The organism is Lacinutrix sp. YIN62, from assembly GCF_057219185.1.
On sequence record NZ_JBXVVH010000016.1, the window covers coordinates 1 to 13,187 of the forward strand.

A 13,187-nucleotide genomic window follows, 5' to 3' on the forward strand; every position below is an offset into this window, starting at 1 on the left:
AATCTACACAAAAGTAGTCAAAAACAATACTTTTATCAAAATATGTTCTAAAATGATAATTTATTGTTGTCTAAAAAGAACATTAAAAGTATATTTGTAGTGTATGATATTGGCACACTAAAAATATGGCTACTCTAAACACAAGCAACCCAAACGATTATTATTATAAGACTAAAGACCTAGAATTACACATTTTAGGCGGTTTACAGCTAAATAAGTTAGAAAGCTTACGCGTAACATTAAGTATTGAAAAACTAACCAAAACCAAAGCAGTATTAAATATTTTACGTCAAAGCCCCGATTATGTTTTCGAAAAGTATTTTAATGGCAAATCTAAATTAAATCCAAGTTACCAGATGCCAACACTTCAAGAGGTAGAGGCTTTTACAAAGGCTAATAATCACTTGCCAGAAATACCATCGGCTAAGGAGATGAAAGACAACGGGATTAAATTAAAGGAAATGAACCTAAAATTACTTCAAAAAATAGAAGAACTAACCTTGTATACAATAGAGCAGCAAAAAGAATTAGATAGACTTAATTTAAAATTATCTACAATAAATACTAATCAATCTGCTAAAAATACTAAAGCACAATTAAAAAAGGAAAGTGCCAAGAATAAAGCTTTAGAACGTAGGTTGGACAAAGTCGAAAAACTGTTAAAACTTTTAGAAAATAAATAGAAGTTAAGGATGGTAGATCATCAATATGAGACCTCACAATTTTTTAAAGAATATTTTATAAAATGAAGATTTGGCATCTTGTATGGAAAGATAGGTCTCATTCGCATAGTTATTAATCTTACTGGCTTTAGTTTCTATGTTGTTATAGATTTGAGTTCGTTCAAAAATCAAATCAAAATGTAAGGACAATGATACTTGTAAATCAAAAAAGAAACTTTAGAGAATAAGGTTTCTTTTTTTGTTTAAACTTGTATATAGTAATAGAAATGTTAAATAATATCCATTTTTTGTAGTAGGAAGCTTGCATTCATATTTTGACAAATACCGTGTTTTAAGGTGTAGTCAAAATGCAATTCATCGTTTATAATTTTTGCATCAAAATAGTAGTTTTTTACTTGCTTTAAATGGCCTTCAATTTCACAAAGACTCAAATCATGTGTCGCAATAATTCCTGTAGCATTCGAAGCTACTAGCTTTTCAACAAACTTACGAGAGCCTATTGCTTTATCTGTACTGTTGGTGCCTTTTAATATTTCGTCTAGAATAATAAAATAAGGTTCTTCTTGTATGGTGTCTACAATAAATTTTAAACGGGTTAATTCAGAAAAGAAATACGAACTCTCATCTGTAAGAGAATCATTGGTACGCATACTTGTAATAAGCTTTACGGGTGAGTATGTGCTTTTTTTAGCACAAATAGGCAAGCCAACATTTGCCATAACAATATGTAAAGAGACTGTGCGAAGAAAAGTGCTTTTTCCAGCCATATTAGCCCCAGTTACTATAAAAAAATCTTTAGTATTGATTTGAAGATCACTATCCACACGTTTGTTAGTTTTTAGTAATGGATGCCCTAAAGCATTAGCTTTTATGGCCGTTTTTTCTGTGCTAATTTGAGGAATTGTAAATTCAGGATGGTTAAAAGTATAATTTCCTAAGGAATTATAAGCATCGAAAAAAGAAATAACTTCAAACCAATGCGTAACAGTACTGCTGTATGAGGCAATCCATTGTTCTATTTTATAGGTTTGTTTGGTATCCCAAAGAAAGAACCCATTACCTAAAATAGCAGAGATGATATTGTTTCTATTGTCTAAAGCGTCAATATATTTAGAAAACTCTTTAAATATAACCGAAGCGTGTTTGTTTTTAGATTGGATCTGCTTTTGTTTTTCTATGAGTAAAGCCGATGTAAAGGTTTCGTTTTCTATAAGATTTAGTAATTGAGAATATTGACGAAAGGTATCTTTAATTTTACTAGTTTTAGAAGCTAAAGCGTTGGTTCTTTTAATATAACGCCCAGTAATACCTAGGCCTATAAGTAACCAATATACTAAAACGAGTGGGCTAATAATATTGGTTAGCATTAACGTGAATATTAATAGAGAGGCAATACTAAAGGCCAAAGGCAGCCAGTTAAAAATAGCTGGTAAGTGTGATTTGTATGATGTTAACCATGCTGTAATATGCGCTATGGGTGTTTCTGTAGATATTAAAGATGCGGTTGCCGAAAAATGTTGCCTCCATTTCGGTTTAGACGACAGATTAGTAATGGCTTCTTGGCGAGCAACTATGGCATTTGTATCGTTTGCTGTAAGTGTATTGGCTAATGTTTTAATACCTTCTTTGGTAACCGATCTATTCATAAATTGAAAAAAAGAACCCCTTCCAAATAAATCAATGTCCAAACTATAAAAATGATTAGGATCTTGAAATGAAGCGCCATCCTTTCTGTCGTGGAAATCTCCAGCGGCAATTTTGAGTTCCTCAGCATTAATGGAAACTAAGGCTTCATTTAAATCTTTTTTAGTCTTTAAATTTGTGTATTTTGAAAGCAAAAAGAGAAAAAGCCCTAAGCCAAATACGCCAATAAGTATAGCTATTTGCCATAGATTAGTGGTAAAGTAGATCGCGATTCCTGTTATTAAAAACACAGATAACCTTAAAAGACTAAGCGTAATGAGACGTTTTTTTAAGCTTGTAACTGTTACTTTATACAGGTCTAATTGTTGTTGATAATAGTGTTTTGGTTCCGTCATTATAGTGGCATTGCATCTAATTTTTTAAAAATAGCGATAATAGTTTGCACAACATCTTTATAAAACTGAGGGTGGATATTTTCAAAATCATCTGTAGGTTTATGATAATCTTTATGGTCCGGAACCCCGAAATACAAAAATGGGATTTTGGCTTTATGAAACGCAGCATGATCACTAGAGAATGTCCAGTTGTCTTTACCGTCTGTCCCATCATGACCTATTTTTAAGTGTACAGACTCTAAATTCATAAAGCTGTTTATTATAGGCGTAAATCGTTCTGTGTATCGCGTGCCAACAACATAAAGATCTTTTTTATCACTACGGCTAATCATATCCATATTAATATTTAATACCATGTCTTTATGAGGAACAATATTACTCTCAACAAAATGATAGGCTCCTTTTAGTCCTAATTCTTCAGCATCTAAAGCGGCTAATATTATATTGTGCTTTGGAGGGTTTTTAGTGAAAAAATCGGCAAAAGCAAATAAAGCGCTTATACCAGAAGCATCATCATCGGCACCATTATATATTTTACCTTTTTTAATCCCTTCATGATCATAATGCGCCGTTATTATAATGTAGCCGTCTTTGGGTTGACTGCCTTTTATGAATCCTAATACGTTAGAACCATGATAAATATGTCCTCGATTTTTAAACTTGAAATCTTGCTCATAAGTTCCTAAATAGGGAGCTACATTTAAAGACTTAAACTGTTTAATAATATAGTTTTTTGCTTTTTTTGCACCTTCTGTTCCTGTTCTTCTTCCTTCAAAAGCATCAGACGATAAGGTTTTAACATGGTGTAAAAGCGAATCGGGATGAAATGAATAATTTTTTGCTACTTGTTGCGTGGGAGTAGTCGCTTTTTTAGGTGTTTCTTTAGATTGAGCTCCAGATTGAAATATAATAAAAGAAGTAAATACGGTAAATAAGATGAATTGCCGACTCATAGTTTAGATGTTTAAGGGACTTTTGTAATACAAACATACTACAGCTTGAAAAAAACAAGACTGTAGTATGTTGATGTGTTTCTAACCTAAAGCTTGCTTTAAGTCATTAATTAAATCTTCGATATCTTCAATACCAACGCTTAATCTAATTAAAGAGTCTACAACTCCTGTTTTTTCGCGTTCTTCTTTAGGAATGCTTGCATGCGTCATACTCGCAGGATGACCAGAAAGAGATTCAACACCACCTAAAGACTCCGCTAATGTGAATAACTTTAAGTTTTCAACCGTTTTTATGGCTTCGTTATAATTGTTCCCTTTAGTAGTAAAGGAAATCATACCCCCATAATCTTTCATTTGTGATTTAGCAATTTCATGATTAGGGTGGTTTTCAAAGCCTGGCCAATAGACTTTTTCAACCTTTGGGTGTGCAGCCAAATACTCGGCAACAGCTTTTCCATTTTCACAATGGCGTTGCATTCTTACATGCAGTGTTTTAATTCCTCTTAATGCTAAAAATGAATCTTGTGGTCCACAAACAGCACCACTAGCATTTTGGATAAAGTATAATCTGTCTGCTAAGTCTTTGTCTTTAACAATTAAAGCACCCATTACTAAATCACTATGCCCTCCTATATATTTAGTAGCAGAGTGCATAACAATATCTGCGCCTAAATCTAGCGGTTGTTGTAGGTAAGGTGTCGCAAAAGTGTTATCAACAGCCAATAAAATAGCGTGTTTTTTAGCAATGCTAGCTGTTGCTTTTATGTCTATAATATTCATCATTGGATTGGTTGGAGTTTCAACCCAAATTAATTTCGTATTCTTGTTTATATACGATTCGATATTGGAGGCATTCTGCATTCCAATAAAGTTAAATTTGATACCAAAACCTTGGAAAATTTTGGTGAATAATCGGTAAGAGCCACCATACAGATCGTTGGTAGAAATTACTTCATCTCCAGGTTTTAATAATTTCATTACGGCATCTATGGCTGCTAAACCAGAACCAAAGGCTAATCCAAACGCTCCATTCTCAATGCTAGCAAAGGCATTTTCTAAAGCCTCACGCGTAGGGTTGTGTGTTCGAGAATATTCAAATCCTTTATGGCCGCCTGGTGTAGATTGCGCATAGGTAGACGTTTGATATATAGGAGGCATTACCGCACCGTAGGCAGGGTCATGCTTTTGTTTACCGTGTATTGTTTTTGTATTAAATTTCATCTATTTGTTTGTATTTTTGTAGAAGACAGATTAATAATTCTGTTTTCGTTCTAAAAGTTTTGATTACAACAAAAATAGTTTTTAATTCGTTGTATTCAAATGTAAACAATGCCTTTAATTCATGTTTAACAATTCCCTATTCAAAAGAATAAAACTAGCAAGCGTGCTATTTTGTTTAATAACGCTTTATTCTTGTAAAAAAGAAGCTGTACTTAAATTTTCTGAAAGCTCTATTTTAGCTGAAGGTGAAACAGTAGTAGAAATAAATATCCCTAAGGCAGAAGGTGAAGGGGAGCCGTCTAAACAGATAAATAAAGCATTGCTCGCATTTACAAACTCTGCCCTAAATATAGACGCCTCCAAGGATAGAAAAGAAACGATAAAAGAGAGTATTTCTGATTTTAATGATTCTTATAAAGCATTTAAAACACAAATGGAAGAGCTGCTATTAACAGATTTACCTTCTTGGGAAGCTGTTGTTGAAGGGGAAGTGCTTTATAAAAATGAACTTGTCGTTAGTATTGCTATGAGTTCAAGTATTAACACTGGCGGTGCGCATAGTAGTATTGTTATGAGGTTTTTTAATTTCGATGTTACGACGGGGAAAGAGTTATTTGTTAGTGATTTAGTTCGTGATGAGGCTGCTTTTAAAACCCTAGTTGAGCGGTATTATAATAAAGAGCTGTTTAATTATGAAAACCCTAATGTGGATTTTAAAGGGAAAGGTTTTCAGCTTCCAAAAACATTAGGATTTAGCGATGATGGCGTTATCATTTTCTACGATACTTACATCCCCTCCGAGGAACCAGTAGAATTTACGATTCCTTACGAAGTGGCGAATAAGTATTTAAAAGTTTAAATGGATTTTTTTAAAGCTAAAACATACCCTAGGTGAATGCCTTCATGGAAATTATTGAAAGCAATAGCTTCGTCTACATTGGTTAATGTGCTTTTTGTTGAGACAGTATATTCTGTATAGTTTTTAAATATATTGGCTGTATAATCTTCTTTTGTTTTTTCTATAGTAGAAAACAGTAGTTTTTTTATTTCATCAACTTCCTTTTGGGTGGCTTTATGTTCACTTTTTGTGCCTTTTTTATATTGCTCTACTAAGTCTTCCGATACCAACATAGGAATTCCGGATAATTTATAAACTAATAATTGTTGGGTAACAACAATATGTGCAGCATTCCAGAAAATATTGTTTTTAAATCCTTTAGGGACGGTGTTTAACTCTTTTAATGTAAGATTCTCTAAAAGAGCTTTAAAAAGCAGTCTGTTTTTTATAGTCAGATCAAAAGCAAAATTCATAATGTTATTTTTTTGAGTAAAAATAGTCGATTTTAAGTTTTTATAGTGGGTTAAGCGTCTTTAAAAAACATGAGATTAGTTAATAATATGTTAATGTAACTATGAGTTATGCTTACTAGGTCACATTAAAAATGTTAAGTTTCTTTTGGTTTTTGTTAAAATTAAAAAGCGATCAAAATTAATTAACGATCAAAGTTAATTTGGAACCTAAATAGACTTAATTAAAGGACTATTATTATGAAAGCTTTATTTTTTTTGAGCGTCCAAAACATAAAATAGAGACTATTATACATGAAGCATAAATGAACTTAAACTAAATACCTAATAATTAAAATATACTATAAAAATGAAAAAAATATTACTTTTTACAATATTCCCTCTTTTTTTATTTGGGCAAATTCAAATCGGACAAAATATTAATGGAGAAGCTAATGGCGATCGATTTGGGCAAAGTGTTAGCCTGTCTAGTAATGGAAATATTATGGCAGTGAGCGCACCTTACAATGATGGTAATGGTCTTGATTCAGGAAGTGTACAGGTTTATGAAAATATAGACGGAGAATGGATGCAAATAGGGAATGCTATTGATGGAAACTTTAGAGATAATCTAGGATTAGAGGTTGGCTTATCGGGTGATGGGACTGTTGTTGCAATAAGTGTTTGGGGGCTTAGAAATAGTAGAGCTCGCGTGCTGATTTTTGAAAATATTGGCGGAGAATGGATGCAAGTAGGAGATGATATTAATGTCGGTTTACATTTATTTAGTGTTAGCTTATCTAATGATGGTAGTGTTGTTGCATTTGGTTCCCCATTTCAAGGGTTTCCTAATTCAGGTTATGTGAGAGTTTTGAGAAATATTGACGGCGGATGGGTGCAAGTTGGAGATGATATTAATGGGCAGCCTGGAGATTTTTTTGGAAGGTTAGTGCGTCTGTCTGACGATGGAACTAGATTAGCTGCTAGCGGAACGCTTAATGATTACGTCGTACGTGTTTTTGATAATATAGATGATGAATGGGTGCAAGTCGGTAGTGATATTAATGAAGAGACTAATGGAGGTGGTTTTGGACTTGGCCTTAGCTTATCTGGTAGCGGTGAAGTTATAGCAGTAGGTTCACCAGGGACTACAACTGCAGAGCCAGGACTTGTGCAAGCTTTTAAGATTATAGATAATGAGTGGGTACAAATAGGAGAGGATATTATAGGAGAAGGGCCTGTGGATAGGTTAGGATGGAGTGTTAGTTTATCTGATGATGGTGCTATTATGGCAGTAGGAGCTGTTGAAAATAATGGTTTTGGTACTGAAGATTTAGGCTATATAAAGGTTTTTGAGAATGTAGAAAATGAATGGATGCAAATAGGGGAGAATATAGTAGGGCAGACTGTTGGTACTCAATTCGGGGTAAGTGTTAGTTTATCTAGTAATGGTAATATTGTTGCAATAGGTGCAGATGATGCTCATGGTAATAGTTCCGGACAAGTACGTGTTTTTGACCTGTCAGAAATAACGCTTTCTACTTTTACTGCTACCAATGATGCTTTAAAGGAAGATGTAGTCGTTTATCCTAATCCAGCATCAAAAGCAATCCATATTGAATTAAGTGAAAATATAGAGTTAGAAAATGTATTTATTTATAATGCTTTAGGTCAAACAATGCAAAGTCCTAAAGATAATGCTAGTATAGATGTTAGTGCTTTACCTAAAGGAATATATTATATTCAATTAACAACAAATAAAGGGCGCATCACAAAGCAAGCTGTTATAGAGTAATTATAAGGATAGCACAAATGTAAATGTATTTATCAAGATGCTTTTGTAAGTTATTTGTTTGACTTGCAACAGTGTCTTGTGTTGTTTGGTACATACAGTAAAATTATCAGCTAAATAACAGAAAATGAACTCTAAAAAATAAAGAATTTAAGTTAGTGGTTTCGCTTAAAATGAATTTACTTTGCAACGTTTAAAAGCAATAATGCGATGAATAAGATATATTATTTAAAAAGTTGTAGTACTTGTATTCGTATTCTAAAAGAATTGGATGTGCCTTCAAGTTTTATTTTACAAGACATAAAAAAAGAAGCGATAACAGCTGCGCAATTAGAAGAGATGAAAAATATGGCAGGAAGTTATGAAGCTTTATTTAGCAAACGCGCTACCCTCTATAAATCTATGGGGTTGAAGGATAAAGAACTGCAGGCATTAGATTATAAACGTTATATCTTAGAGCATTATACTTTTTTAAGTCGCCCTGTAATGATTATTAATGGCGCTATATATGTAGGGAATTCTAAAAAAAATGTAGCAGCAGCAAAACAGGCTTTAGAAAATTTAAAAAGCTAAAGAACGTTCTTGTAATAAAGATAAATGGGGTTTCTATTCTGGAAACTCATAGAGATATGAAACAAATAAATATTAGAATTTGGGCTTTAATTGCTGCTTTTGCAGTGCAATTACTTTATGGGTTAAATTTTACTTTCGCGAAGGACGTGTTAACGGGAGGCTTTTTAAAACCATTAGCCTTTGTGCTGGTCAGAGTTGCCGGAGCAACCGCATTATTTTGGGTGTTTAGTTTTATTGGGCCAAAAGAAAAAATAGACAAAAAAGATTATCTTACATTCTTTTTTGGAGCCCTTTTTGGAGTGGCCATAAACATGCTTTTGTTTATAAAAGGCTTGCGCTATACAACACCCATTCATGCATCGGTAATTGTAACAATTACACCTATTTTAGTATTGATTATGTCTTCCTTTTTTTTGAAAGAAAAAATAACATCACTAAAAATTATTGGTGTGTTACTGGCATTCGTGGGAGCTATAGTATTAACTGTTTATGGGAAATCATCATTGCCTGGAGATAACATTGCGTTAGGGAACCTTTTTATATTAATAAATGTTACGGCTTATAGTATATATATTATTATTATTAAAAAATTAACCAATAAATACCACCCTTTTACTTTTATTAAATGGCTTTTTCTTTTCGGTTTAGTCATGGTCATACCTTTTGGGCTTGGAGAGTTAATGGCAACCGATTGGGGGCGCTTTACACCTTATGCTTATTTTTCAGTAGCCTTTGTTGTGGTAGGCGCTACGTTTGGAACTTATACTTTAAACCCTTTGGCATTACGGCACTTAAAAGCATCTACGGTAAGTATTTTTATCTATATGCAGCCAGTTATTGCAGGGATTTTTGCTATTATTATGGGGAGCGATAGTTTAACGGGAGTCAAATTAATTGCTTCTGTTTTAATATTTATGGGAGTGTATTTAGTGACAAAAAAACCAAAATTAGAGGCTTAGATTTTTTGGTTTTCTGTCATAAAGTCTGGTGTCTTCTTTGGATAATATTTTATAGTTTTCTGACCTTGGAAAGGTTTTGGTTAATGCTAATAATGGTTCCGGAAGACCAGCTAGTTTTCGGGTTTTAAGGTCTATCCAAGCGCCAAGTATTTCACAATAGGCTAAGTTTTCACCTTTATGATTGTAAAAATTATGGTCAAATCTAAAAAACATACCATCTTTACTTAAGCCTGAAACTTCTAAACTTACGGTAATAGGTTGTCCGTGAAAAGCTTCCTTAAAATAATGTATGTGTTCATAAAAAACAACAGGACTTACACCAAAACTTACCATTTCTTGCATGGTGAATCCGTTTTCAACGAGAAAAGCCATTCGTGTGTGGCTCATAAAATTAATATAAGCAGCATTTGCTAAGTGTCTATTAGCATCAATATCACTCCAGCGTATCTCGAATTCTTTTGTGTACATAGTTTTATTTTAAGTTACAAATTTAAAATAAATTAAGGCAATAAATCTTGGTCTTTTGTAAAGTTTCTGTTTTCATTACCTTTGCACAACTTTTATAAATAATTTATGATACATTCAATGACAGGTTATGGCAAATCTGTAGTGCAGTTGCCAACTAAAAAAATTACAATAGAGTTGAAATCTCTCAATAGCAAAAACCTAGATTTGAATGCGCGAATGCCTTCCATCTATAGAGAGAAAGAATTGGCTATTAGAAAGGTTATGGCAAAAGAGTTAGAACGTGGTAAGATCGATTTTTCTATTTATGTAGAAACCACAGCCGAAGACACGTCAACCAAAATAAATACGCCTGTTGTAAAACAATATATAAAACAGCTTAAAGAAGTTACCGATGGTGAAGCCATCGAACTTTTAAAAATGGCTGTGCGTTTTCCAGATGCGTTAAATACAGAGCGTGAAGCAATAGATGAAGAAGAATGGAAAGTAATACAGGAAGAAATTCATTCCGCAATAAAAAATATAAAAGACTATAGACTTGATGAAGGTAAGGTTTTGGAAGCGGATTTTAAAAACCGCATTAAAAATATACAAAACCTTCTAGAACAAGTTGTTATTATGGATCCAGAACGTATAGAAGGCGTGCGTGAGCGATTAAGAAAAGGAGTAGAGGAGCTTCGTGAAAAATATGATGAGAATCGTTTTGAGCAAGAGTTGGTATACTATATCGAGAAGTTTGACATAACTGAAGAGAAGGTGCGTTTAAAAAATCATTTGAATTATTTTTTAGAAGCTTTAAACTCAAAAGAATCTAATGGAAAAAAACTTGGATTTATAGGTCAAGAGATGGGACGCGAAATTAACACCATTGGTTCAAAAAGTAACTATGCTCCAATGCAACAATTGGTGGTGCAAATGAAGGATGAATTAGAAAAGATTAAAGAGCAGCTCTTAAACGTGCTGTAATTAATAAAAAATAAAGAGGAATACCTTAAACCTAAATGATCTGCACTCTATTTATTGTGCTTCATCATTTATTAAAATAATTATTCGTGAGTAAAAATAATAGCAATAAAGGAAAGTTAATTGTATTCTCTGCGCCTTCAGGCTCTGGTAAGACAACTCTAGTAAGGCATTTGCTAAAACAAGAAGCATTAAACTTAGCGTTTTCAATTTCTGCAACATCAAGAGAAAAGCGAGGGAAGGAAGTACATGCTAAAGATTATTATTTTTTATCCCTAAAAGATTTTAAACAACATATAAAGGATGAAAATTTTTTAGAATGGGAAGAAGTTTATAGAGATAATTTTTACGGGACTTTAAAATCCGAAGTAGAGCGTATTTGGGCGCTTGGTAAGCATGTTATTTTTGATATTGATGTTTCTGGAGGATTGCGAATTAAAAGAAAATTTCCAGATCAAACATTGGCCGTCTTCGTAAAACCACCAGATTTAAATGAGTTAATAAGACGTCTTAAAGATAGAGGTGAAGAAAGTGAAGATAAAATTAGTATGCGCGTCGCTAAAGCTCCAGCCGAATTAGCAACAGCACCGCTTTTTGATATTATAATCGAAAACGATAACTTAGATAAGGCTTTAAGCGAAGCCGAGAAGGTCGTTGGTAATTACTTAAACGCAAAGTAGGATGAATGTAGGGCTTTATTTTGGATCTTTCAATCCCATTCATATTGGGCATTTGGTTATTGCTAATCAAATGGTTGAAAATAGTGATTTAGATCAAATATGGTTTGTCGTTACGCCACATAACCCTTTTAAAAAGAAGAGTACCCTTTTAGATAATTTTCAACGTTTAGAAATGGTGTATTTAGCAACAAAGGATTATGAAAAATTAAAGCCTAGTAATATTGAGTTTAGTTTATCTCAGCCTAACTATACTATAAATACTTTAACGTATTTAAAAGAGAAATATCCTAAGAATCAATTTTCCCTAATTATGGGCGAAGATAATTTGAAAGGGTTTCATAAGTGGAAAAACTATGAGCTTATTTTAGAGTATCACAATATTTATGTGTACCCAAGACGCTCAGAGGGTGTTACCGAAGTACGTTTTGCTAATCATAAAAAAATACATAAAGTCGAAGCGCCTATTATGGAAATCTCATCCACGCTTATCCGTAATGCAATAAAAGAAGGGAAAAATGTTAAGCCGCTACTTCCAGAAAATGTTTGGGATTATTTGGATGAGATGAATTTTTATAAATAGAGATTAATCAATTAAAACTAATCTTGCTTAACAAAAGTAATAATGGCTTCCAATAGTTCGGGAGATAATTCGCGTAGCGGCTCATTGTAAGATTTACCATTTTCTAACGTATCCCCTTCAATAGGAACAAGAACGTGATTCATTTTTGGTATAATTATGAATGTTGCTTTAGGTGCTGCTGTTGCTAAAAGCGTTGCTTCGGCTTTAGTTACCTGAAGGTCTTTTGTACCATTTATAATAAGAATAGGCATCTCTAATTTCTTGATTTCCTCTTGAGGGTCATAAGACATCCAGTTTATCATAAAAAGCTGTATGTCTTTATTAAATATAGAGCTTAACGCTTGCGGGTAAGTGTTAGTTGTTTTACCTGCTTTTAAAATGCTTAAGGTCTTTTTGGTGTCTTCAGTAAGTGTAGGTGCTGTTTTAGATATTTGCTCAATAATGACTTTATCTATAGATTGGCCAGCACCTGCAAGAGAAATAAAACCATCAGCGTTGTCTTTTGCTGCTAATAAACCAACAAGGCTGCCTTGGCTATGCCCAGCAACGAATATTTTACTGTAGCTTTTTGTTTTTTTAAAATAATCAATCACAGAAGTTGCATCCGTTACAAAATCATCGAATACAATATTTTTGTCTACACTTCCCATGCGTATTTGTTTTACAATACGTTTGTCATATCTAAATGTAGCGATGTCTTCACTGGCTAAACCCAAAGCAAGCTTTTTTAAGGTGTTATTCATTAGGAAGTTCTGGTTTCCGTTTCTATCTGTAGGTCCAGAACCAGCTATTATAATAACTAAAACAGGTTTAACAATGTTATTTGGTGTTAATAGCGTACCATCTATTAAATTGTTAATGGCAATATTATGACTTGTGACTGTGTTTTTTTGAGCGAATAAGGATAAACTCATTAGAGCGAAAAGAAAAAAAACGTTTTGTCTCATTTTAAAGGGTTTTTAGCAAGTGATTTTAAAAATATAATATAGGTA

At 33.0% G+C, this 13,187-nt stretch carries 14 protein-coding genes; 8 read left to right on the forward strand and 6 right to left on the reverse strand.

Features of this window, described 5'->3' with window-relative positions:
- The first annotated feature begins 125 nt into the window (after positions 1 to 125).
- On the forward strand, positions 126 to 683 hold the full coding sequence (locus AC2D8I_RS11400; RefSeq protein ID WP_484706141.1) for a hypothetical protein: 558 nt from the start codon (positions 126 to 128) through the stop codon (positions 681 to 683).
- Between the two features lie 269 nt (positions 684 to 952).
- On the opposite strand, the gene AC2D8I_RS11405 is transcribed toward AC2D8I_RS11400, so the two are convergent.
- The 3 genes from AC2D8I_RS11405 to AC2D8I_RS11415 form a co-directional block, all read right to left on the reverse strand.
- Positions 953 to 2,722: a MutS-related protein gene (locus tag AC2D8I_RS11405; RefSeq protein ID WP_484706142.1), complete on the reverse strand. Its 1,770-nt coding sequence runs from the start codon at positions 2,720 to 2,722 to the stop codon at positions 953 to 955.
- On the reverse strand, positions 2,722 to 3,675 hold the full coding sequence (locus AC2D8I_RS11410; protein ID WP_484706143.1) for a M28 family peptidase: 954 nt from the start codon (positions 3,673 to 3,675) through the stop codon (positions 2,722 to 2,724). The genes AC2D8I_RS11405 and AC2D8I_RS11410 overlap by 1 nt, the downstream gene beginning before the upstream one ends.
- Before the next feature lie 81 nt (positions 3,676 to 3,756).
- The gene (locus AC2D8I_RS11415; protein WP_484706144.1) at positions 3,757 to 4,896 is read right to left on the reverse strand and encodes a cystathionine gamma-synthase; all 1,140 of its coding nucleotides are present in this window, start codon (positions 4,894 to 4,896) and stop codon (positions 3,757 to 3,759) included.
- Between the two features lie 163 nt (positions 4,897 to 5,059).
- On the opposite strand from AC2D8I_RS11415, the gene AC2D8I_RS11420 reads away from it, so the two are divergent.
- Positions 5,060 to 5,755 carry a DUF3298 and DUF4163 domain-containing protein gene (locus AC2D8I_RS11420; RefSeq protein WP_484706145.1) on the forward strand — a complete coding sequence of 232 codons (696 nt, stop codon included), beginning with the start codon at positions 5,060 to 5,062 and terminating at the stop codon, positions 5,753 to 5,755.
- Here the strand turns inward: AC2D8I_RS11420 and AC2D8I_RS11425 are convergent.
- Positions 5,752 to 6,207 carry a DinB family protein gene (locus tag AC2D8I_RS11425; protein ID WP_484706146.1) on the reverse strand — a complete coding sequence of 152 codons (456 nt, stop codon included), beginning with the start codon at positions 6,205 to 6,207 and terminating at the stop codon, positions 5,752 to 5,754. The two genes, AC2D8I_RS11420 and AC2D8I_RS11425, sit on opposite strands and share 4 nt — an antisense overlap.
- Positions 6,208 to 6,553: 346 nt before the next feature.
- On the opposite strand from AC2D8I_RS11425, the gene AC2D8I_RS11430 reads away from it, so the two are divergent.
- The 3 genes from AC2D8I_RS11430 to AC2D8I_RS11440 all read left to right on the forward strand — a co-directional run bounded on the left by AC2D8I_RS11430 (position 6,554) and on the right by AC2D8I_RS11440 (position 9,507).
- A complete protein-coding gene (locus AC2D8I_RS11430) occupies positions 6,554 to 7,978 on the forward strand; it encodes a T9SS type A sorting domain-containing protein (protein ID WP_484706147.1) in 1,425 nt (474 codons plus the stop codon).
- Positions 7,979 to 8,185: 207 nt separating this feature from the next.
- Complete coding sequence (locus AC2D8I_RS11435; RefSeq protein WP_484706148.1) at positions 8,186 to 8,548, forward strand: arsenate reductase family protein; 363 nt, start codon at positions 8,186 to 8,188, stop codon at positions 8,546 to 8,548.
- A 56-nt stretch (positions 8,549 to 8,604) separates the two neighbouring features.
- Positions 8,605 to 9,507 carry a DMT family transporter gene (locus tag AC2D8I_RS11440; protein ID WP_484706149.1) on the forward strand — a complete coding sequence of 301 codons (903 nt, stop codon included), beginning with the start codon at positions 8,605 to 8,607 and terminating at the stop codon, positions 9,505 to 9,507.
- Here the strand turns inward: AC2D8I_RS11440 and AC2D8I_RS11445 are convergent.
- Positions 9,496 to 9,975 (reverse strand): acyl-CoA thioesterase, encoded by a 480-nt coding sequence (locus AC2D8I_RS11445; RefSeq protein ID WP_484706150.1) that lies wholly within the window; start codon positions 9,973 to 9,975, stop codon positions 9,496 to 9,498. The two genes, AC2D8I_RS11440 and AC2D8I_RS11445, sit on opposite strands and share 12 nt — an antisense overlap.
- Before the next feature lie 105 nt (positions 9,976 to 10,080).
- Between AC2D8I_RS11445 and AC2D8I_RS11450 the strand changes: the two genes are divergently transcribed.
- The 3 genes from AC2D8I_RS11450 to nadD all read left to right on the forward strand — a co-directional run bounded on the left by AC2D8I_RS11450 (position 10,081) and on the right by nadD (position 12,195).
- Positions 10,081 to 10,938, forward strand: coding sequence for a YicC/YloC family endoribonuclease (locus tag AC2D8I_RS11450; RefSeq protein ID WP_484706151.1), 858 nt, complete (start codon positions 10,081 to 10,083; stop codon positions 10,936 to 10,938).
- Between the two features lie 86 nt (positions 10,939 to 11,024).
- A complete protein-coding gene (gene gmk / locus AC2D8I_RS11455; protein WP_484706152.1) occupies positions 11,025 to 11,615 on the forward strand; it encodes a guanylate kinase in 591 nt (196 codons plus the stop codon).
- 1 nt (position 11,616) lies between these two features.
- Positions 11,617 to 12,195: a nicotinate (nicotinamide) nucleotide adenylyltransferase gene (nadD, locus tag AC2D8I_RS11460; RefSeq protein WP_484706153.1), complete on the forward strand. Its 579-nt coding sequence runs from the start codon at positions 11,617 to 11,619 to the stop codon at positions 12,193 to 12,195.
- Between the two features lie 17 nt (positions 12,196 to 12,212).
- Here nadD and AC2D8I_RS11465 read toward each other — a convergent pair whose 3' ends face one another.
- Complete coding sequence (locus tag AC2D8I_RS11465; RefSeq protein WP_484706154.1) at positions 12,213 to 13,142, reverse strand: alpha/beta hydrolase; 930 nt, start codon at positions 13,140 to 13,142, stop codon at positions 12,213 to 12,215.
- Positions 13,143 to 13,187: the final 45 nt, after the last annotated feature.